Annotated in this window: 23 protein-coding genes; 18 read left to right on the forward strand and 5 right to left on the reverse strand. The window is 64.0% G+C overall.

Features of this window, described 5'->3' with window-relative positions; genetic code table 11:
- Nucleotides 1-89: 89 nt before the first annotated feature.
- The 7 genes from ACLI1C_RS13600 (at nt 90) to ACLI1C_RS13630 (ending at nt 6152) form a co-directional block, all read left to right on the forward strand.
- Nucleotides 90-875 carry an SDR family oxidoreductase gene (locus ACLI1C_RS13600; RefSeq protein ID WP_411397584.1) on the forward strand — a complete coding sequence of 262 codons (786 nt, stop codon included), beginning with the start codon at nt 90-92 and terminating at the stop codon, nt 873-875.
- Entirely contained in the window at nt 872-2752 is a 1881-nt protein-coding gene (gene uvrC / locus ACLI1C_RS13605) for an excinuclease ABC subunit UvrC (protein ID WP_411397585.1), read from the forward strand. The genes ACLI1C_RS13600 and uvrC overlap by 4 nt, the downstream gene beginning before the upstream one ends.
- Before the next feature lie 205 nt (nt 2753-2957).
- Nucleotides 2958-3311, forward strand: a complete 354-nt coding sequence (locus ACLI1C_RS13610; protein ID WP_411397587.1) for a YciI family protein — start codon at nt 2958-2960, stop codon at nt 3309-3311.
- A 307-nt stretch (nt 3312-3618) separates the two neighbouring features.
- Complete coding sequence (locus ACLI1C_RS13615; RefSeq protein ID WP_411397588.1) at nt 3619-4692, forward strand: 3-deoxy-7-phosphoheptulonate synthase; 1074 nt, start codon at nt 3619-3621, stop codon at nt 4690-4692.
- 197 nt (nt 4693-4889) lie between these two features.
- A complete protein-coding gene (gene pgsA / locus ACLI1C_RS13620; protein ID WP_411397590.1) occupies nt 4890-5456 on the forward strand; it encodes a CDP-diacylglycerol--glycerol-3-phosphate 3-phosphatidyltransferase in 567 nt (188 codons plus the stop codon).
- Nucleotides 5453-5704 carry a molybdopterin converting factor subunit 1 gene (moaD, locus tag ACLI1C_RS13625; protein WP_411397592.1) on the forward strand — a complete coding sequence of 84 codons (252 nt, stop codon included), beginning with the start codon at nt 5453-5455 and terminating at the stop codon, nt 5702-5704. Before pgsA ends, moaD begins: the two co-directional genes overlap by 4 nt.
- A gap of 1 nt (nt 5705) precedes the next feature.
- On the forward strand, nt 5706-6152 hold the full coding sequence (locus ACLI1C_RS13630; RefSeq protein ID WP_411397593.1) for a molybdenum cofactor biosynthesis protein MoaE: 447 nt from the start codon (nt 5706-5708) through the stop codon (nt 6150-6152).
- A gap of 49 nt (nt 6153-6201) precedes the next feature.
- On the opposite strand, the gene ACLI1C_RS13635 is transcribed toward ACLI1C_RS13630, so the two are convergent.
- Nucleotides 6202-7092: a branched-chain amino acid aminotransferase gene (locus ACLI1C_RS13635; protein WP_411397595.1), complete on the reverse strand. Its 891-nt coding sequence runs from the start codon at nt 7090-7092 to the stop codon at nt 6202-6204.
- A gap of 140 nt (nt 7093-7232) precedes the next feature.
- On the opposite strand from ACLI1C_RS13635, the gene ACLI1C_RS13640 reads away from it, so the two are divergent.
- Nucleotides 7233-7751, forward strand: a complete 519-nt coding sequence (locus ACLI1C_RS13640) for a MarR family winged helix-turn-helix transcriptional regulator (protein ID WP_411397596.1) — start codon at nt 7233-7235, stop codon at nt 7749-7751.
- 3 nt (nt 7752-7754) lie between these two features.
- On the opposite strand, the gene ACLI1C_RS13645 is transcribed toward ACLI1C_RS13640, so the two are convergent.
- The 3 genes from ACLI1C_RS13645 to ACLI1C_RS13655 form a co-directional block, all read right to left on the reverse strand.
- The gene (locus ACLI1C_RS13645) at nt 7755-8576 is read right to left on the reverse strand and encodes an ABC transporter permease (RefSeq protein WP_411397598.1); all 822 of its coding nucleotides are present in this window, start codon (nt 8574-8576) and stop codon (nt 7755-7757) included.
- On the reverse strand, nt 8573-9328 hold the full coding sequence (locus tag ACLI1C_RS13650; RefSeq protein WP_411398333.1) for an ABC transporter ATP-binding protein: 756 nt from the start codon (nt 9326-9328) through the stop codon (nt 8573-8575). Before ACLI1C_RS13650 ends, ACLI1C_RS13645 begins: the two co-directional genes overlap by 4 nt.
- Nucleotides 9329-9535: 207 nt before the next feature.
- Nucleotides 9536-10558 (reverse strand): ABC transporter substrate-binding protein, encoded by a 1023-nt coding sequence (locus ACLI1C_RS13655; protein ID WP_411397600.1) that lies wholly within the window; start codon nt 10556-10558, stop codon nt 9536-9538.
- Nucleotides 10559-11363: 805 nt separating this feature from the next.
- Here ACLI1C_RS13655 and urtA point away from each other — a divergent pair.
- From urtA to urtE, 5 genes are all read left to right on the forward strand, one after another.
- Complete coding sequence (gene urtA, locus ACLI1C_RS13660; protein ID WP_411398335.1) at nt 11364-12608, forward strand: urea ABC transporter substrate-binding protein; 1245 nt, start codon at nt 11364-11366, stop codon at nt 12606-12608.
- Nucleotides 12609-12681: 73 nt separating this feature from the next.
- Complete coding sequence (gene urtB / locus ACLI1C_RS13665; RefSeq protein WP_411397602.1) at nt 12682-14313, forward strand: urea ABC transporter permease subunit UrtB; 1632 nt, start codon at nt 12682-12684, stop codon at nt 14311-14313.
- Entirely contained in the window at nt 14310-15485 is a 1176-nt protein-coding gene (gene urtC, locus ACLI1C_RS13670) for an urea ABC transporter permease subunit UrtC (protein WP_411397603.1), read from the forward strand. The genes urtB and urtC overlap by 4 nt, the downstream gene beginning before the upstream one ends.
- 3 nt (nt 15486-15488) lie before the next feature.
- Nucleotides 15489-16247 carry an urea ABC transporter ATP-binding protein UrtD gene (gene urtD, locus ACLI1C_RS13675; protein ID WP_411397605.1) on the forward strand — a complete coding sequence of 253 codons (759 nt, stop codon included), beginning with the start codon at nt 15489-15491 and terminating at the stop codon, nt 16245-16247.
- Between the two features lie 130 nt (nt 16248-16377).
- Nucleotides 16378-17082, forward strand: coding sequence for an urea ABC transporter ATP-binding subunit UrtE (urtE, locus tag ACLI1C_RS13680; protein WP_411397606.1), 705 nt, complete (start codon nt 16378-16380; stop codon nt 17080-17082).
- A gap of 57 nt (nt 17083-17139) precedes the next feature.
- Here urtE and ACLI1C_RS13685 read toward each other — a convergent pair whose 3' ends face one another.
- Complete coding sequence (locus ACLI1C_RS13685) at nt 17140-17454, reverse strand: hypothetical protein (RefSeq protein WP_411397607.1); 315 nt, start codon at nt 17452-17454, stop codon at nt 17140-17142.
- A 62-nt stretch (nt 17455-17516) separates the two neighbouring features.
- Here ACLI1C_RS13685 and ACLI1C_RS13690 point away from each other — a divergent pair, with 62 nt between their 5' ends.
- Genes ACLI1C_RS13690 through ureC form a run of 5 tightly spaced genes read left to right on the forward strand, consistent with a single transcriptional unit; the run spans nt 17517 to nt 21198 of the window.
- A complete protein-coding gene (locus tag ACLI1C_RS13690) occupies nt 17517-18377 on the forward strand; it encodes an urease accessory protein UreD (RefSeq protein ID WP_411397608.1) in 861 nt (286 codons plus the stop codon).
- Between the two features lie 9 nt (nt 18378-18386).
- The gene (locus ACLI1C_RS13695; protein ID WP_332691326.1) at nt 18387-18689 is read left to right on the forward strand and encodes an urease subunit gamma; all 303 of its coding nucleotides are present in this window, start codon (nt 18387-18389) and stop codon (nt 18687-18689) included.
- A 13-nt stretch (nt 18690-18702) separates the two neighbouring features.
- The gene (locus ACLI1C_RS13700; protein ID WP_411397610.1) at nt 18703-19011 is read left to right on the forward strand and encodes an urease subunit beta; all 309 of its coding nucleotides are present in this window, start codon (nt 18703-18705) and stop codon (nt 19009-19011) included.
- 58 nt (nt 19012-19069) lie between these two features.
- Nucleotides 19070-19477 carry a hypothetical protein gene (locus ACLI1C_RS13705; protein ID WP_411397612.1) on the forward strand — a complete coding sequence of 136 codons (408 nt, stop codon included), beginning with the start codon at nt 19070-19072 and terminating at the stop codon, nt 19475-19477.
- Nucleotides 19478-19488: 11 nt separating this feature from the next.
- Nucleotides 19489-21198, forward strand: a complete 1710-nt coding sequence (gene ureC / locus ACLI1C_RS13710; RefSeq protein WP_411397614.1) for an urease subunit alpha — start codon at nt 19489-19491, stop codon at nt 21196-21198.
- Nucleotides 21199-21206 lie beyond the last annotated feature (8 nt).

A 21206-nucleotide genomic window follows, 5' to 3' on the forward strand; every position in this document is an offset into this window, starting at 1 on the left:
TCCTGTCAGCAGGAGGCCCTAAATCCGGGCTTCCCGGCATTGAAGAACCCCGCCAAAGCAGCCTATGGTCCGGCCACAAGGTCCCCGTCATGTCGAATCGTTCCGCCTCCCCATCGCCATCTCAGCCCGTCGCGCTCGTCACCGGAGCCAGCGACCGCATCGGAGCGGCCATCGCCCTAGCCCTTGCCCGCGCGGGCCATGCCGTGGTCATCCACTATCGCTCCAATGCCGATGGCGCCCGCGCCGTGCGCGCCGCCATCCGCGCCAATGGCGGCCAGGCGGAGATGGTCAAGGCCGATCTCGCCAGACGCCCCCAGCGCGCCGCCCTCATCGGCAAGGCGGCCGGCTATTTCGGGCCGCTGACCGTCCTGGTCAACAATGCCTCCCTCTTCGACCCCGACAGCGCCCGCGATGTCGATGAAAAGCTCTGGGACCAGCATTTCGCCATCCATGCCGAGGCGCCCATCTTCCTTGCCCGCGACTTTGCTGCCCAGCTTCCCCAGGGTCAGCTCGGCAATATCGTCAACCTCGTCGACGAGCGCGTGCTGCATCCGACGCCGGCCTATTTCAGCTACAGCCTGTCCAAGTCCGTGCTGTGGACTGCCACCCGCACCCTGGCGCAGTCGCTGGCCCCGTCCATCCGCGTCAATGCTATCGGCCCGGGCCCCGTCCTGCCCCATAGCCGGCAGAGCCAGGCCGAGTTCGACAGGTCCGTTGCCGCCCTGCCGCTGCGGCGCCATGCCGGGCCCGATGCCATTGCCGATGGCGTCATAATGTTGCTCAACACGCCCGCCATGACCGGCCAGATGCTCGCCCTCGATGGTGGCGAACATCTCGAATATCTGCCCAAGAGCAAGCCGACCCCGCGCGCATGACCGACGACGCCACACCCAAGCCCAGCGGCCACGAGGTCATTCGGGCCTTCGTGCGCACCCTGCCCGCCGCCCCGGGCGTCTATCGCATGCTCGATGCGCAGGGCGAGGTCATGTATGTGGGCAAGGCCCGCAACCTCAGGGCGCGCGTCACCAACTATACCCGCCCCGACGGCCTCGAAATCCGCCTCCAGCGCATGATCGCCGCCACGGTCAGCATGGAATTCGTGCGCACCGAGACCGAGTCCGAAGCGCTGCTGCTTGAAGCCAACCTGATCAAGCGGCTCAAGCCGCGCTTCAACGTGCTGCTGCGCGACGACAAGAGCTTCCCCTATATCCTTATAGCCACAGATCATGAGGCGCCCGAACTCACCAAGCATCGCGGGACCCGGCGCCGCCAGGGCCACTATTTCGGCCCCTTCGCCTCGGCCACCGCCGTCGGCCGCACCATTGCCAGCCTGCAAAAGGCCTTCCTGCTGCGCAACTGCTCGGACAGTTTCTACGCCGCCCGCACCCGTCCCTGCCTGCAGTTCCAGATCAAGCGCTGCGCCGCCCCCTGCACCCGCGAGATCAGCCTCGAAGGCTATGCCGAGCTGGTCGAGGATGCCCGCCAGTTTCTCTCCGGCAAGTCGCAGGGCGTGCGCGACCACCTGCAGCGCGACATGAACCAGGCCGCCGAACAGCTCGATTTCGAACGCGCTGCCCTGCTCCGCGACCGCCTCTCGGCCCTGGCCCTCATCCAGTCCCAGGGCGATGGCACCGCCAAGACCGTCGAGGAGGCCGACGTCTTCGCCATCCATCACGAAGGCGGCCAATTCTGCGTGCAGGTCTTCTTCTTCCGCGCCTTCCAGAACTGGGGCAATTACCCCTATCGCCCGCGCGCCGATGCCAGCCTCACCGATGCCGAAGTGCTCGAGGCCTTCATCGGCCAGTTCTACGAAAACCGCACCCCGGCCCGCCTCGTGCTGATCAGCCACGAGCTGGCCGAGCACACCCTGATGGAAGAGGCCCTCTCCACCCGCGCCGGCCGCCGCGTCTATATCGAGCAGCCCAGGCGCGGCGAAAAACGCGATCTGGTCAATCACGCCCTCAACAATGCCCGCGAGGCCCTGGGTCGCCAGCTCGCCGAGGGCGCCACCAACCGCACCCTCCTCGAAGGCGTCGCCGAGACCTTCGGCCTCGATTCCGTGCCGCGCCGCATCGAGACCTATGACAATTCCCATATCTCGGGCACCAACATGGTCGGCGCCATGGTCGTGGCCGGCGAGGAAGGATTTGCCAAGAAGTTCTACCGCACCTTCAACATCAAGTCCGACATCGCCGCCGGCGACGATTTCGGCATGATGCGCGAAGTGCTGACCCGCCGCTTCACCCGCCTCGCCAGTGAAAGCGATGATGACGCCGAAGACGAGGCCACCGGCATGCCCGACTGGCCCGACGTGGTCTTCATTGACGGCGGCGCCGGCCAGCTCAATGCCGTCCGCGAAGTCATCGCCGAGCTCAACCTGCCAAAGGAAGTGACCTTCATCGGCATCGCCAAGGGCGAGGAGCGCGATGCCGGCCGCGAAAAGTTCCACATGGAGGGCCGCGAGCCCTTCATGCTGCCCCATCGCGACCCCGTCCTCTATTACGTCCAGCGCCTGCGCGACGAGGCCCACCGCTTCGCCATCGGCACCCACCGCGCCAAGCGCAAGAAGGACCAGATCAAGAACCCGCTCGACGAGATCGAGGGCATAGGCCCCACCCGCAAGCGCGCGCTGCTCAACCACTTCGGCTCCGCCAAGGCCGTCGGCCGCGCCTCACTCGCCGACCTCGAGGCCGTCCCCACCATCTCCAAAGCCATGGCCCAACTGGTCTACGACCACTTCAACCGGGCCTGAGCCCCCACGCTCGGTGCCCGACCTCCCCCGCCTTGCGGGGGAGGGGGACCGCCAATAGGCGGTGGAGGGGGAGCCGCTTGTCCAAGGGCCCCGATAATCCGCCTGCGCGTGATAGATCGCGGGTACTTTTTCGCTGGGTGCTTGGCAGACTGTCGAAATTCACCCCGCCCATTCGTCGCCAGGTTGAACACACCGGAGCAGAGCCATGAAGTTCATCACCTTCGTCACCACCACCAATCCAGCCGAAGCCGGCCCGCCCCCGCCAGCCCTGATGCAGGCCATCATCGCCCTCGGCATGGAGGCCGGCGCCGGCCTAGTTGAATCTGGCGGCATGTCCGACACCGCCACCATCAAGGTGCTCAGCAGCCAGCTCATCACCGACGGTCCCTTCACCGAGGCCAAGGAACTGGTCGGCGGCTACGCCATCTACGACCTGCCCAACCAGGCCGACATCGTCTCCTGGACCCAACGCTTCGCCGACCTCCACCGCCAGCACTGGCCCCAATGGGAAGGCGAAATCACCATCCAGCAACTGCACGCCTTCAGCATGCCCGGCTGAACTGTCCCTCCATGATGGGGCGCCGTTCAGCGGAAGTGACTCGGTCGCCCCCCAGGCGGCGCTTCCGCGCGCCCCTACCAAAGTCAGAGTCGACAACCTCAGAATCCCGCGCTACACATCTCGCCATGATCCGTTCAGTCGCCACCGTTTCGTTTTGGTTTAGCTATCCGCTCCCGGCGGAGGCTACCGTGCGCTTGATCTGATCTTCCAAAGATACGACCAAACCCGAAGCCAGCCGCCCCACCCGAGGCGGCTTTTTTGTTGGCCGCCTCCCCAGAATTCGACAAGTTCCCGAGGAGACCATCAAGTGCTCAAATCCACCGACGACCTTCGCATCACCGCCATCAAGCCGCTGACCACCCCGATCGAGGTGATGCGCCAGCATCCGCGCACAGACGCCGCTACCCGCACCGTGCTCAGCGCCCGCCACGCCTTCCACAATATCCTTGCCGGCAATGACGACCGCCTCGCCGTCGTCGTCGGCCCCTGCTCCATTCACGATCCCGCCGCGGCGCTGGACTACGCGAAACGCCTCGTGGCGCTGCGCGAGACTCTGGGCGACCGGCTCGAGATCATCATGCGGGTTTATTTCGAAAAGCCGCGCACCACGGTCGGCTGGAAGGGCCTGATCAACGACCCCAACCTCGACGGCAGCTTCGACATCGATACCGGGCTCCACACCGCCCGCGCCCTGCTGCTCGACATTGCCAACCTCGGCCTGCCCGCCGCCTGCGAATTCCTCGACATGACCACGCCGCAATACATTGCCGATCTCGTCAGCTGGGCCGCCATCGGCGCCCGCACCACCGAAAGCCAGATCCATCGCGAGCTGGCTTCCGGCCTCTCCTGCCCGGTCGGCTTCAAGAACGGCACCGACGGCAATGTGAAGATCGCGCTCGATGCGGTGAGTTCGGCCAGCCAGCCGCACCATTTCCTGGCCGTGACCAAGGACGGTCGCTCGGCCATCGCCGCCACCACCGGCAATGAGGACTGTCACATCATCCTGCGCGGCGGCAAGACCGCCAATTACGACGCCGCCAGCATCGATGCCGCCGCAGCCGCCGCCGAGAAGTCCGGCCTGCCGCCCGTCATCATGATCGACGCCAGCCACGCCAATTCGTCCAAGAACCCGGAAAACCAGCCCCTGGTCCTCGCCGATATCGGCGCCCAGATGGCCGCGGGCGACCGCCGCATCATCGGCGTCATGGTCGAATCCAACCTGGTCGCCGGCCGCCAGGACCTCGTCGAGGGCCGGAGCCTCGTCTACGGCAAGTCCATCACTGACGGCTGCATCGACTGGGACACGACGGTGACTGCGCTCGAGGCTCTGGCCGAAGCCGTCACCGAACGCCGCGCGGCAACCAACCAGGCCGTGGCGTGAGCCGAAGCTAGCAGTCGACACCCTCCCTCCCCCTTGTGGGGAGGGTGGCCCCGAAGGGGTCGGGTGGGGGACGTTCACGAACACGGCGTGTGTGACACCCCCACCCTCAATCCCTCCCCACAAGGGGGAGGGAGGCGCCCGCCCCACAAGTCCACTCAATCCTTGACCCCCCACCCCCATTCCTGTTCTCTCCCCCCATGGCCAGAAACCCGCTTCTCCTCGTTCCAAACCTGATCACCATTGCCCGCATCCTGGCGATCATTCCCATCGTCTGGCTGGTCATGCAGGGCGATATCGTCCTGCGCCTGGTCGCCTTGATCATCTATGTCATCGCCGCCGCCAGCGACTGGCTCGATGGCTATCTGGCTCGCGCCTGGAACCAGTATTCCCCGCTCGGACGCATGCTCGACCCCATAGCCGACAAGCTGCTGGTCGGCATTCTCATCGCCGCCCTTGCCTGGGACGGCAGCTTTTCGGGCTGGGACATGATCCCCGCCTGCGCCATCCTGTTCCGTGAATTCTTCATCCCCGGCCTGCGCGAATTCCTCGGCAATACCCAGGTCGTGCTGCCGGTCAGCTGGCTGGCCAAGTGGAAGACCACGCTGCAACTGGTGGCTCTCGCCATCGTGCTGTTCGAGCGCATCGTCCCGGGCTTCGGCCTCGCCAGCGACATCGTGCTCTGGGTCGCCGGCGCCCTCACTCTGTGGACGGGCTGGCAATATCTCCGCGCCAGCTGGCCGCATCTGGTCGACGAACCGAAATGAAGATCCTCTATTTCGCCTGGTTGCGCGAACGCCTCAATCGCGGCGAGGAAGAGGTGTCGCCCCCCGCCGAGGTCGCCACCGTGGGCAACCTGATCGACTGGCTCGCCGCCCGCGACGAGGCCTTCGCCCTTGCTGTCGAAAAGCGCGCCCTGATCAAGGCGGCGGTCGACGCCAGACTGGTAAACCATGATGCCCCCATCACCGGAGCCCTTGTCGTGGCGCTCTTCCCGCCCATGACCGGCGGCTGACATGACCGTCCGCGTAGAGACTGCCCGCTTCGATCCCGGCGCCGAAACCAACGCCTTCCTGGCCGCCGGCAAGGGCGCGGGCGCCGCCGTCACCTTCACCGGCGTGGTGCGCTCCCTGCCCGATGACCCGGTCACCGCGCTGACCCTCGAATGCTACCCCGAACTGGCCATCAACCAGCTGACCGCCATCGTCGAGCAGGCCACCACCCGCTTCGGCCTCCTCGCCGCCACGGTGATCCACCGCTACGGCACCCTGGCGCCGGGCGAACCCATCGTCCAGGTCATGACCCTGTCGCCTCACCGCGAAGCCGCCTTCCGGGGCGCCGAGTTCCTCATGGACTACCTCAAGACCGACGCCCCTTTCTGGAAACAGGAAACCGGCCCTGGGGGAACGCATTGGGTCGAAGCCAAGGCTGAGGACGACGCGGCAAAGGCGCGTTGGGAATAAACAAAAAAAGCCGGGCACTTGGCCCGGCTTCCTCAGAACTTGATTCCGCCTATTCGGCCGCGACCCGCTTGGGCTGAACCTCTGCCGAATACGCGTCGATCAGCGTGCGGCATCCCTCACCCGGCGTAAACTTGTAATCCCCGATCTCGCTGACCGGCGTAACCTCGGCCGCAGTACCGGTCAGGAAGCATTCGTCGAACTGGCTCAGCTCTTCAGGCATGATGTGACGCTCGGTCACCGTATAGCCATTGCGCTTGGCCAGCTCGATCAGCGTCTGCCGGGTAATGCCGTTGAGGAAGCAGTCGGGCGTCGGCGTCGTGATATCCTTGCCCTTGATGAAGAACACATTGGCGCCCGTGGCTTCCGCCACGTAGCCGCGATAGTCCAGCATCATGGAATCGGCATAGCCATTGGCCATCGCCGCGTCCTTGGAAAGGGTGCAGATCATGTAGAGGCCGGCAGCCTTGGCCGAGGACGGGATCGTCTCGGGAGAAGGCCGCTTCCACTTGCTCCATTCGAGCCTTATGCCCTTGAGCTTTTCCTCGACCGAGAAATAGCTCGGCCACACCCAGGCTGCGATCGCCAGATGCACCGTATTGTTGCGGGCGGGAACGCTCAGCTCTTCCGAGCCGCGCCAGGCCACGGGACGCACATAGGCGTCGACCAGGCCGTTCTTGGCCAGCACTTCGCGCTTGGCTTCCTCGATCTGCTCGACCGACCAGGGAATGGTGAAATCCAGCGTCTTGCCCGAGCGGATCAGCCGTTCGGTATGCTCGCGCGACTTGAAGATTTCCCCGCCATATGCGCGTTCACCCTCGAACACCGAGCTGGCATAGTGCAGCCCGTGCGTCAGCACGTGAATCTTTGCGTCTTTCCAGGGTTTGAACTCGCCATCAAACCAGATCCAGCCTTCACGCTGGTCCATGGGCACGCCTGCCATGATCCTCTCCCGCAATCTCATTTGTTGAGGTGCCGTTTGCACCGTCGCCTGTTTGGCGCCAATCATGCCCCAGGCCCAAGGCCTTGGCAAACCACAAAGGCTGGGGGATAAGACATCAGCGGCGTCCTGATGGGAAGACAATGGCAGCACACCAAAAAAATGTCAACATAGCTGACATAAATTCCGCCCCGCCCGGCGGAGAGGCCCTGCCCCTCGACATTATGGGCCTGTTCTTCTTCGCCTATCGGGACTTTACCGGCGACGCCGACGCCCTGCTCGAGCGCCAGGGTTTTGGCCGGGCCCATCACCGGGTGCTCTATTTCGTCAATCTGCGCCCCGGCATGCCGGTTGCCGACCTGCTCGATATCCTCAAGATCACCAAGCAGAGCCTGGCGCGCGTGCTGCGGCAGTTGATCGACAACGGCTATATCGAGCAAAAGACCGGTCACGCTGACCGTCGCCAGCGCCTGCTGCACGCCACCGACAAGGGCAAGCAGTTCTTCGGCACGCTCTCGACCAGCCAGGCCAGCCGCATCAATGCCGCCATCGCCAGCCTGCCGCCCGACTCCCGCCGTGTGGTGACGCGCTTTCTCGTCGGCATGGTCGATCCCGCCGACCGCATCGTGCTCGACCGGCTCAACCTCACCAAGGGCCTCTAGAAGCTAATTGCTCATCGTCGAGCGGTGCGCCCAGCCGGTCATGCGCTTCTCCAGCCACGCCATCAGCGCATACATGACGATGCCCTCCAGCGCGAGCATCAGCAGCCCGGCAAACACCAGCGGCACATTGAAGTTCGATTGCGCCGAAGCCATCATATTGCCCAGCCCGTTGTTGGAGGCCACCGTCTCGCTGACAACCGAACCGACAAAGGCCAGCGTGATGGCCACCTTGAGCGAGCCGAAGAAATACGGCATCGACCGTGGAATGCCCACCTTGAGCATGATGTCGAGCTTCTTCGCCCCCAGCGCCCGCAGCACGTCCTCTGTCTCCGGCTCGATCGTCGCGAGGCCCGTGGCCACATTGACCACGATGGGAAAGAACGAGATCAGGAAGGCCGTCAGCACCGCCGGCACGGTGCCGATGCCGAACCAGATCACCAGGATCGGCACCAGCGCCACCTTGGGAATGGCGTTGAACCCGATCATGATCGGGTAGAGCCCGGCATAGATGGTCTTGGACCAGCCGATGAACAGCCCGATCCCCAGGCCGGCCACCACGGCGATCAGAAAGCCCAGCACGGTGGTGTAGAGCGTCTGCAGCGAGTTCTTCCAGATCGGCGACCAGTACTGCACGATCGCCTCGAAGATGCGGCTCGGCGTCGGCAATATCGTATGAGGCAGCCCCGAGATCCGCACCCCGATCTCCCAGGCGACAAACAGCCCGACCGTGTAGAGAAACGGCGCCAGGCGGATCCAGCTGATCTTGTAGGCGTCGCGCGGCGGCAGCAGCGTCGAGGTGGCGAGGACGGTTTCAGGACTGGTCATGCTGCGGCCCTCGCCGTGGCAATCTCGCCATGTAGCGCCTGCACCATGTCATTGAACGCCGGCTGGTAGAGAATATCGAGCTGCCGCGGCCGCTCGAATGGCACGACATGCTCGGAAACCACGCGGCCAGGCCGCGCGCTCATCACCACCACCTTGTCGGCCAGGAACACACTCTCGCGCAGGTCATGCGTCACCAGCACGATGGTGACATCCTGGCTGGCATGCAGGTCCCGGATGACGCACCAGAGCTCCTCGCGGGTAAAAGCGTCGAGCGCCCCGAATGGCTCGTCCAGCATCAGCAGTTCCGGCTCATGGATCAGCGCCCGGCAGAGATTGGCCCGCTGCTGCATGCCGCCCGAGAGCTGCCAGGGAAACTTGTCGCCAAACCCCTTGAGCCCCACCGTCTCCAGCAGCGCCTCGGCCTTCTCGACATATTCGCGCTTGTGCTTGCGCAAACGGTGGCGGTGCCGCTCGACGATTTCCAGCGGCAACAGGATATTCTCCAGCGTCGTCCGCCACGGCAGCATGGTCGGGTTCTGGAACGCCATGCCGACGATGGAAACCGGCTTGGTCACCTCCTGCCCTGCCACGATCACCGTACCGCTTTGCGGAATATGCAGCCCCGTCGTCAGCTTCATCAGCGTGGACTTGCCACATCCGGATGGCCCCACCACGGCAACGAATTCGCCGCGGTCGATATGCAGGTCGAGCCCGCTGACCGCCAGCGTGCCATTGGGCCCGCCATAGCGCATGTCGACATTGTCGATGGAAACGAGGGGCATCGGATCATCCCTTGTGCAGTGCGTGGGGCCACCCCCACCCTCGGTCCCTCCCCACAAGGGGGAGGGAGGCGCGCAACCAGTGCCTTGGTTCAGCTCGATATGTAACCATCCACCGACCAGGCTTCCCTCCCCCTTGTGGGGAGGGAATGAGGGTGGGGGTGCTACAGGCACGAAAGCCTAAGGCAGCATGCGTTCCGCAGCCGGCGGCAGGTATTGCGCGTCGAACACGTCGGCAGCGGTCACGGCGCCCTTGAGCCCCATGGACAGCTTGAGCGTTTCCAGCGAGGCGGTCAGGCGCGCCTCGTCGATCCCGCCAAAGCCATTCTCGACCACATAGGGCGTCTTGATGTTCATCTCGTTGGCCATGGTCAGGCGGGCAATCTCGGTATCGAGATTGAGCGTCTCGTTGCGCGCCAGCACGGCGGCGGCGCCGGCTGCCGGATCAGCCACCGCATCGGCAAAGCCCTTGCTCAGAGCCCGCAGGAAGCCTTTAACCGCCTCCGGGTTCTCGGCGGCAAACGTCTCGTTCACCAGGATCGCATTGCCATAGAGATTGAGGCCATGATCGGCAAAGAGAATGGTCGAGATGTCATCTTCCGGCACGCCATTGGCGATCAGGTTGAGGATGACCGAGAAGGCAAAGCCGAACACGCCATCGACATCGCCCGATGCCAGCATCGGCTCACGCACCGGGAAGCCGACATTCTCGATGGTGATGGTGGAAGCGTCGAGCCCTGCGGCGGGAATGAAAGCCTGCCACTGGGCAAAGGCACCATCGGGCGGCGGCGCACCGAGCTTCTTGCCTTCGAGCGATTTCGGATCGTCGGTAATGCCCAGCGACTTGCGGCCGATGATCGAAAACACCGGCTTGTCATAGACCATCATGATCGAGGTCACCGGCTGGGCCGGATCTTCATCGAGAAACTTGATCAGCGAATTGATGTCGCCGAAGCCGAACTGGTAGGCCCCCGTGGCCACGCGCGGAATGGCTTCCACCGAGCCATTGCCGGTGTCGATGGTCACGTTGAGCCCTTCGGCGGCGAAATAGCCATTGTCCTGCGCCAGCAGGAAGCCTGCCGCCGGCCCTTCGAAGCGCCAGTCGAGGGTGAGCTTGACGGCGGTCTGGGCGAAGGCCGGCTGGGCAAGGCCAGCCAGGGCAACAGCCCCTATGGATGCAGTAAACAGCCTGCGATTGAGCATGAAACACGTCCCCGGAAATTGTTATGTCCGGAAAACAAGCGCAGCCCAGCGCGGCACGCAAGAAAAATCGCCCATAAAGACATCAAATGCGGCACCTGCACAAATTTCAGGCATTATGCGCAAGATTTGATGATGACAGATAGCGCACAAGAAAAAGGGCGCGAAGCCGAAGCTTCGCGCCCCCACCGGAGACACCACAAAGGAGCGTCAGCCTCTGCAGCAGTCCACCGATCGCTTGGCGTTCGCGGAGGGAACGAACACCAAAACGGGGTCCGGAGGCAATTGCGACCATCCGGTTCGGTCCATTAACGGGGCTATCCGACAAGGGTTCCCAACAAGGCAATCTGTGATCGAGGTTTTGGTGCGAGCAATGCTGGCCAGGCCCGACGGGCGGCAGCAAAAAGCCCCACGCCGGGGCGTGGGGCCGAGGTTGTCGGTGCAAACGACCTCTGCCGAAGTAAATCCTTCGGTGAAGCCAGCTTAGCGCAGGCGGTGGCACAGGTCACGCCGGCCGCTTCCGGTTTACCCATTCAAAAAGCACAGGGCCGGGCATCTGCCTAAACATTGATCAGACACCGCGACACCTGCCCACCGAACTGGCAGTTGTTAGGGCAAGTGTATGCAATGAAACCGGCTTGCCACCACTCAGTCGCCACTAGTTCTGAATTGAATCAACACCTTAGGGACCGATGCCAGGTGCTGGCACGGCCTTTGCAATTTGTCCGGCGGTGCAAACACACATCTGTCGGAGGAAAACATGACAGTAGTAAACCGCAACTTTGCGGCTCTGGGGCTGGGCGTGGCTATGACTATGGGCGCGATTGCTGTTCCGGCATTCGCCCAGGACGAGACCATCAAGGTCGGCGTCCTGCATTCGCTGTCGGGCACGATGGCGATTTCCGAGACCACGCTCAAGGACACGATGCTGTTCCTGATCGACGAGCAGAACAAGAAGGGCGGCCTCCTGGGCAAGCAGCTTGAAGCCGTCGTGGTCGACCCTGCCTCCGACTGGCCGCTCTTTGCCGAAAAGGCTCGCGAGCTGATCGAAGTCAACGGCGTTGCCGCCGTGTTCGGCTGCTGGACCTCGTCCTCGCGCAAGTCGGTTCTGCCGGTTTTCGAGGAACTGAACTCGATCCTGTTCTACCCCGTGCAGTACGAGGGTGAAGAATCCCAGCGCAACGTGTTCTACACCGGCGCTGCTCCTAACCAGCAGGCCATCCCGGCCGTCGACTACCTGATGGAAAACGAAGGCGTCGAGCGCTGGGTGCTCGCCGGCACCGACTATGTCTATCCGCAGACGACCAACAAGATCCTTGAGCAGTATCTCATGGATAAGGGCGTTGCCGCCGAAGACATCATGATCAACTACACGCCCTTCGGCCATTCCGATTGGCAGACCATCGTCTCCGACATCAAGACCTTCGGCTCGACCGGCAAGAAGACCGCCGTGGTCTCGACCATCAACGGCGACGCCAACGTGCCGTTCTACAAGGAACTCGCCAACCAGGGCATCAAGGCCGAGGATATCCCGGTCGTCGCCTTCTCGGTCGGTGAAGAAGAACTCGCCGGCTTCGACACCACCCCGCTGGTCGGTCACCTGGCTGCCTGGAACTACTTCCAGTCCGTCGATGTGCCGGAAAACGCCGCCTTCATCGAATCCTGGCAGACCTTCATGGGCAACCCGGACAAGGTGACCAACGACCCGATGGAAGCCACCGTCATCGGCTTCAACCTCTGGGTTCAGGCTGTTGAAAAGGCCGGCACCACCGACACCGATGCCGTGCTCGACGCCATCATCGGCCTCGAAACCCCGAACCTGACCGGCGGCGTCGCCAAGATGCTTCCGAACCACCACATCAACAAGCCGGTGCTGATCGGTGAAATCCAGGCCGACGGTCAGTTCGAAGTCGTGTCGGAATCCGAACTCGTCCCCGGCGATGCCTGGTCCGACTTCCTGCCCGAATCCAAGATGATCGAGGCCGATTGGACCGCCCCGATCTCCTGCGGCAACTACAATACCGAAACCAAGACCTGCGGCGGCGCCAGCTAAGCCCGCCTGCTGCATCCGACGAGGGCGGCCTTGCCGCCCTCGTCTTCCGACTGATCGACGCATGAGGCCAACGATGAACGCAATCAGCCTTCTCCGCACTATCGCGCTCTTCCTTGCTCTCACTCTCGGCCTCGCCACCCCCGCCCAGGCGCAGGTGGCCGACGCCGAGCTCACGCCCCTGGTCAACGCTCTCGCCCCCGGCAACTTCAAGGATCGCGAAGCCGCCATCGGCGTTCTCGTCGCCACCGGCGATCCGCGCGTCGTGCCCGTGCTCGAGGTCCTGCTCGAGGGCGAACTCTATTTCGACGAGGCCAGCGGCAAGGTCGTCTTCACGTCGGAGGCCGGCGGCGAAGGCACCATTTCCGACCCGGTCACCGGCGCCGAACTGCCCGATCTCACCGAGGACGGCCTCGACAAGGTCAAGGTCAATAACGGCCTGCGCCGCGTGCTGCGCACCGCCATCGGCCAGATGACCCTGCTGAGCGAAGACCCCGGCGTCCGCCTCTTTGCCGCCCAGTCCATCCTGCGCGATGCCGATCCGGCCCAGCTTGAACTGCTCGACAGCGCCATCGCCGCCGAGACCGACGCCGGCATCAGGCGCGTCATGGAGCAGGCCCGCGCCGCCATTATCCTCAAGACCCCGGACGCCTCGGTCGAGGACTGGCAGGCCGCCATTCCCGTGGTCCAGGCCATCGGCGGCCGCGATGCGCTCAATACGCTGACCACCGCGCTCAACACCGCGCCCGAAGCGGTCAAACCCCTGATCCAGACCGCCATAGACGGCCTGGCGCGCGACCGCGCGGTCTGGGATGTGGCGCAGAATGTCTGGTTCGGGATTTCCCTTGGTTCAGTCTTGTTGCTGGCCGCCATCGGCCTCGCCATAACCTTCGGCGTCATGGGCGTCATCAACATGGCGCATGGCGAAATGGTCATGCTGGGCGCCTACACCACCTTCGTGGTTCAGGAAGTCATCCGCCAGAATTTCCCCGGCCTGTTCGACTGGTCGCTGGCCATCGCCCTGCCCCTGGCCTTCCTCGTCACCGGCCTCATCGGCATTGCCATCGAGCGCGGCGTCATCCGCTTCCTCTATGGCCGGCCGCTGGAAACGCTTCTCGCCACCTGGGGCCTGTCGCTGATCATACAGCAGGCCGTCCAGCGCATCTTCACCGCAAATATCCGCGAAGTGGGCAATCCCACATGGATGTCCGGCTCCTTCGAGCTGGGCGGCCTCGCCATCACCTGGAACCGCTTCTACATCGTCATCTTCGCGCTCATGGTCTTCGTCGCCCTGCTGCTGGTGCTCAAATACACCGCCATTGGCCTTCACATGCGCGCCGTCACGCAGAACCGCCGCATGGCCTCCGCCATGGGCATCCGCACCCCCCTGGTCGACGCCATGACCTTCGGCCTCGGCTCGGGCATTGCCGGCCTTGCCGGCGTGGCGCTCAGCCAGATCGGCAACGTCTCGCCCAACCTCGGCCAGGGCTACATCATCGACAGCTTCATGGTCGTGGTCTTCGGCGGCGTGGGCAATCTCTGGGGCACCCTGGTCGGCGCGTTGACCCTGGGCATCGCCAACAAGTTCATCGAGCCCTATGCCGGCGCCGTGCTGGGCAAGATCATCATTCTCGTCCTCATCATCCTCTTCATCCAGCGCCGTCCCCGCGGCCTCTTCGCGCTCAAGGGAAGGTCGATCGAAGCATGATTACGCAGGCCCTCTTCCGCGCCCTCGACAAGAAGGCCATCTGGATCGTCGCCATCCTCCTGGTCGTCGCCATCGCGGTGCCGATGTCCAATCTGATGCTGCCCGAGGGTCACCCGCTGCGGCTACCCAACTATGCCGTGCCTCTCTTTGGCAAATACCTCACCTTCGCCATGCTCGCTTTGGCGCTCGATCTGGTCTGGGGCTATTGCGGCATTCTCTCGCTCGGCCACGGCGCCTTCTTCGCCATCGGCGGCTATGCCATGGGCATGTATCTCATGCGCCAGATCGGCACCCGCGGCGTCTATGCCAACCCCATCCTGCCCGATTTCATGGTCTTCCTGAACTGGAAGGAATTGCCCTGGTACTGGTACGGCATGGACAATTTCTGGATCGCCATGCTGATGGTGGTCCTCGTTCCGGGCCTGCTGGCCTTCGTCTTCGGCTTCCTCGCCTTCCGCAGCCGCGTCACCGGCGTCTATCTCTCCATCATCACCCAGGCCATGACCTATGCCCTGCTGCTGGCCTTCTTCCGCAATGACATGGGCTTTGGCGGCAATAACGGCCTGACCGATTTCAAGGACATCCTGGGTCAGTCCATCTCGGCGCCGACCACCCGCGCCGCGCTCTTTGCCGCTTCGGCTATTGCCCTGGCGATTGCGGTGCTCGCCTGCTCGATGATCGTCAATTCCAAGCTGGGCAAGGTCATGGTCGCCGTGCGCGACGCCGAAAGCCGCACCCGCTTCCTCGGCTACCGCGTCGAATATGTGAAGCTCTTCGCCTTCGTCGTGTCCGCCATCATCGCCGGCATTGCCGGGGCGCTCTACGTGCCCCAGGTCGGCATCATCAATCCGTCCGAATTCGACCCGGCCAATTCCATCGAGGTGGTGATCTGGACCGCGGTCGGCGGGCGTGGCACCATTATCGGGCCGATCATCGGCGGCATCCTGGTCAATGTCGGCAAGTCCTACTTCACCGGCGCCTTCCCCGAATACTGGCTCTTCGCCCTCGGCGCGCTCTTCGTGGTGACGACGCTGTTCCTGCCCAAGGGCATTGTCGGCCTCATCGGCCAGTACCGCGCCGCGACCACCAGGCGCGAGCAGCATGATCGCGACGCGCCCACCCCCATGCAGGTGGAAGCCGGCGCCGATCCCCAACCCAAGCCGGCGGAGTAAGCCATGTCTGAAGCCGCAGAAAAGCTTGGCACCATGCTCTATCTCGATGGCGTCTCGGTCGCCTTCGATGGGTTCAAGGCCATCAACAACCTCTCCATCATCGTCCACCCGGCCGAAATGCTGGCCATTATCGGCCCCAATGGCGCCGGCAAGACCACCATGATGGACATCATCACCGGCAAGACGCGGCCCGATGACGGCCAGGTGCTGTTCGATGGCCGCACAGACCTCACCAAGCTCGATGAAGCCGCCATCGCCAATCTCGGCATCGGCCGCAAGTTCCAGAAGCCCACCGTGTTCGAGAGCCACACGGTCTGGGACAATATCGAAATGGCACTGAAAAAGCCGCGCGGCGTCTTTGCCACCCTGTTCTACACCGCCGACGATGCCGACATCGCCCGCATTACCGAAATCCTCGAAACCGTGCGCCTCATCGCCCGCAAGGACGACTATGCCGCCAATCTTAGCCACGGCCAGAAGCAGTGGCTCGAAATCGGCATGCTGCTGGCGCAGGACCCCAAGCTGCTGCTGGTCGACGAACCCGTCGCCGGCATGACCGACGCCGAAACCGTCGAAACCGCCAAGCTGCTCAAGGACATAGCCAAAACCCGCTCCGTGGTGGTCGTCGAACACGACATGAGCTTCGTCCGCGAACTCGGCTCCCGCGTCACCTGCCTCGCCGAAGGCGCGGTCCTCGCCGAAGGCAGCCTCGACCAGGTCAGCGCCAATCCGGTGGTGATCGAGAGGTATCTGGGACGATGAGGGCAGAACTCGCAGTAGACTCCCTCCCCCTTGTCGGGAGGGATCAAGGGTGGGGGTGGGCCACACGCACCAGGCCCACCATCACCCCCAACCCGGCCCTCCCCACAAGGGGGAGGGAGAAGGAAGAGCAATGAGCACCGCCCTCTCCATCAACGCCATCGACCTGCATTACGGCGCCGCACAGGCGCTCAAATCCGTGTCCATCGAGTGCAGGCCGGGCCGCATCACCGCCGTGCTCGGTCGCAATGGCGTCGGCAAGTCCTCCACCCTGCGCGCCATCACCGGCGTCAACAACATCTCGGCCGGGGAAATCACCTTCGGCGACGAGGTCCTGCGCAAGGCCCCGCCCTATAAGCGCGCCCGCATGGGCATCGGCTATGTGCCCCAGGGCCGCGAGATCTTCCCGCTGCTGACGGTGAAGGAAAATCTGGAAACGGGCTATGCCGGCCTGCCGCGGGCCGATCGCAACATCCCGCCCTACATTTTCGAATTATTCCCCGTGCTGAAATCCATGCTGGGTCGGCGCGGCGGAGACCTCTCGGGGGGCCAGCAGCAACAGCTCGCCATCGGGCGTGCGCTGGTCACCCGACCCAAGGTCCTCGTCCTCGATGAACCCACCGAGGGCATCCAGCCGTCCATCATTAAGGATATCGGCCGCGCCCTGCAATTCCTGCGCGACGAGAAGGGCATGACCATCCTGCTGGTCGAACAATTTCTCGATTTCTGCCGGGAAATCGCCGACGACATCTACGTCATGGATCGCGGCGAGATTCAGCATGCCGGCCCCGCCAGCGATCTCGATCTGCCCGACGTCCGCCGCCATTTGATGGTCTAGATACAACAACGCCCGGCACAAGGCCGGGCGTCGAGGATACTGTAATAGTATGGAGGCTTATTCGGTGATCAGACCGGCCTCGAGGCACTGCTCGAGCGTCACTTCGTCCAGCTGCACGAGACCAGCGGTACCTTCTTCAGTGCCCTGCTCGGTGCTGCCTTCGGTGCCATCGGCGGTTGCGTCATCCGAATTGGAGCTGGTGCCGACAGCGGCATTTTCCTGGTTCTGCAGGTCTTCGCAGTGAACCTTAACCCGCTCCATATCGGCTTCAGAAATCTCCTGGCCACCGATCATGGTCTGGGCAGAAACAGCGCCGGTGAAACCGAGTGCGATGGCGAGGGCGCCGGCGGAAACAATGGATTTGATGTGCATTTTAATAGCCTTCTGTAATGTCTCAACTATGGAGCGCATGCTCCCCCGGGAAACGCCTCTCTTTGACAATAGTTGCCAACAAACCGATCACAACTGCTGCCGCTGAACCCGTAACCGGGCTGCAGCGTGCCCGTGGTGTCGGCGGCATTTCCACCCTGCAGCGCGATGACGCGACGCGGCTGGCCACGCTCTATCAGGACGGCTGCGCCAAAATCCGCCTGCCCCATACCCACACGACGGCCCTCGAGGCCGTGCTGATCAATACCGCGGGCGGCCTGACCGGTGGCGATCGGATGGCTTGGTCCGCCGATCTTGCAGCCAATGGCCGCATGGTCCTGACCACCCAGGCCTGCGAGCGCGTCTATCGCTCCATCGGTGGCGCCGCGACCGTCCAGACCCGCCTCTCCGTCGGTGCCGGCGCCCATCTCGACTGGCTCCCGCAGGAGACCATCCTCTTCGCCGCCAGCCGTCTCGACCGCCGCATCGAGATCGACCTGGCCGATGGCGCCAGCCTCACTGCCGTCGAAGCAATCCTGCTCGGGCGCGACGCCATGGGGGAAACCGCTCTCGACGCACAATTGCGTGACAACTGGCGCATCCGCCGCAATGGCCGGCTGATCCATGCCGAGGCCACCAGACTCGACGGCACCCTGGCCGAGCGCAACGGCCTCTCCCTGCTCGCCGGCAGGCGGGCCTTTGCTACCCTGCTCCATGTCGCGCCCTCGGCCGAGCATTGCGCCGCCCGCCTCGCGCGGCTGCGCGATGTCCTGCCCGCTGACGGGCGCATCGCCGCCAGCGCCAATGGCGAGCGTCTGGTCATACGCGCTCTGGCCCAAACCGGGCTTGCCTTGCGCCGCCTGATCGTTCCAATTCTTGCAGAACTCTCCGGCGCCGGCTCGCTCCCGCGCCTCTGGCATCTCTAGGATCCGCTCATGAACCTCACCCCGCGCGAAAAAGACAAACTGCTGATCGCCATGGCGGCCATCGTCGCCCGCAAGCGCCTCGAGCGCGGCGTCAAGCTCAACCATCCAGAAGCCATCGCGCTGATCACCGATTTCGTGGTCGAAGGCGCCCGCGACGGTCGCCCCGTGGCCGAATTGATGGAAGCGGGCGCCCATGTGGTCAGCCGCGCACAGGTCATGGAGGGCATCGCCGAGATGATCCACGATATCCAGGTCGAGGCCACCTTCCCCGACGGCACCAAGCTCGTCACCGTCCACGAACCGATCCGCTGAGGAGGCCCGCACCATGATCCCAGGCGAAGTCATCACCAGACCCGGCGAGATCGAACTCAACGCCGGCGCGCCGCAACTGACGCTGGAGGTCGCCAATACCGGCGACCGCCCGATCCAGGTCGGCTCGCACTACCATTTCTTCGAAGCCAATGCCGGCCTCAGCTTTGACCGCGACAAGGCGCGCGGCATGCGCCTCGACATCGCCGCCGGCACGGCCGTCCGCTTCGAGCCTGGCCAGGCGCGTGAAGTGCGGCTCATCCCGCTCGGTGGCGACCGCATCGTGCATGGCTTCCGCCAGCAGGTCATGGGAGCCCTCGACTAGGCCTGTGCGGCGCGCGCGAACTTCATTACAAGCGCCGCACTGTTCAAAGGAGCCCAACATGACCCCGGAAACCCAGACCATACTGCTGAGCAAGATCACGGCCGTCCTCGAGGACCTGCGCCGCGAAGGCATGGAGAATGGCGAAGCCATGTTCGTGCTGGGCTCGGCCGCCGCCAGGCTCGTGGATATGGGCAAGCGCGAGACCTGGCGCGACCTCAAGGCCGTGCTGACCCCGGCCGACGTCCTGCAACTGCTCCAGGAGATCGATACAGAAGGCAATCGCATGCTGGACGAGGACAAGGTGAACTTCGCCTATGCCCTCCAGATCGTCGGCATGTCGCTCGCCGCATCGGGCGGCGACAATCCGCAATTGCTGCAGGGCGCGTCCCTGCTCGATGACCTCATCGAAACCACCCACACCAATTACCGGAACTACGTCCAGACCAGGACGGCACCGCCCAACTAGCCGGAGGCACCATGCCCGCACGCATATCCCGCGCCACCTATGCCGACATGTATGGCCCCACCACCGGCGACCGCGTGCGCCTGGCCGATACTGAGCTATTCATCGAGGTGGAGAAGGATTTCACCACCTATGGCGAGGAGGTGAAGTTCGGCGGCGGCAAGGTGATCCGTGATGGCATGGGCCAGTCCCAGCGCACCCGCGCCGAGGGCGCGGTGGATACGGTGATCACCAATGCGCTCGTGGTCGATCACACCGGCATCTACAAGGCCGATATCGGCCTCAAGGATGGTCGCATCGCCGCCATCGGCAAGGCGGGCAATCCCGATACCCAGTCGGGGGTCAATATCATCATCGGCCCCTCCACCGAGGCCATTGCCGGCGAGGGCCGCATCCTCACCGCGGGCGGCATGGACGCCCATATCCACTTCATCGCCCCCCAGCAGATCGAAGAGGCGCTGATGAGCGGCGTCACCACCATGCTCGGCGGCGGCTCCGGCCCGGCCCATGGTACGCTCGCCACCACCTGCACCGGCGCCTGGCACATCCAGCGCATGATCGAGAGCTTCGATGGCTTCCCGATGAACCTGGCGCTGGCCGGCAAGGGCAATGCCAGCCGCCCGGCCCCGCTCGCCGAAATGATCCTGGCCGGCGCCTCCTGCCTCAAGCTGCACGAGGATTGGGGCACGACCCCCGCCTCCATCGACAACTGCCTCTCCGTCGCCGACGATTATGACGTCCAGGTGATGATCCACACCGACACGCTCAACGAGTCGGGCTTTGTCGAAGACACCATTGCCGCCTTCAAGGGCCGCACCATCCACGCCTTCCACACCGAAGGCGCCGGCGGCGGCCACGCGCCCGACATTCTGCGCGTCGCGGGTCTGCCCAATGTCATTCCCTCCTCCACCAATCCGACCCGCCCCTATACGGTCAACACCATCGCCGAGCATCTCGACATGCTGATGGTCTGCCACCACCTGTCGCCCTCCATCCCCGAGGATGTCGCCTTCGCTGAATCGCGCATCCGCAAAGAGACCATCGCCGCCGAGGATATCCTGCACGACATGGGTGCGCTCTCCATCATCTCCTCCGACAGCCAGGCCATGGGCCGCGTTGGCGAGGTGCTGATCCGCTGCTGGCAAACGGCAGACAAGATGAAGAAACAGCGCGGCAAGCTGGCAGAAGAAACTGGCGACAACGACAATTTCCGGGTCAAGCGCTACATCGCCAAATACACCATCAACCCCGCCATCGCCCATGGCATGAGCCAGCACATCGGCTCCATCGAGGTGGGCAAGCGGGCCGACCTTGTGCTGTGGAATCCGGCGTTTTTCGGCGTTAAGCCCGAGATGATCCTGCTCGGCGGCTCCATCGCCGCCGCCCCCATGGGTGATCCCAACGCCTCGATCCCGACGCCCCAGCCCATGCACTACCGCCCCATGTTCGCCAGCTTCGGCAAGCTGCTGACCAATTCCTCGGTCACCTTCATCTCCCAGGCCGCCTATGACGATGGCCTGCGCGGCAAGCTGGGCGTCGCCAAGCAGCTGCTGCCGGTCACCAATACCCGCAGCGGCATCGGCAAGGCGGCGATGATCCACAATTCGGCCACGCCCGATATCGAGGTCGATCCCGAAACCTACGAAGTGCGCGCCAATGGCGAGCTGCTGACCTGCGAACCGGCCACCGAACTGCCCATGGCGCAGCGCTACTTCCTGTTCTAGCCACACCT

This window comes from Devosia sp. XGJD_8, assembly GCF_046614475.1.
Lineage (GTDB): Bacteria > Pseudomonadota > Alphaproteobacteria > Rhizobiales > Devosiaceae > Devosia.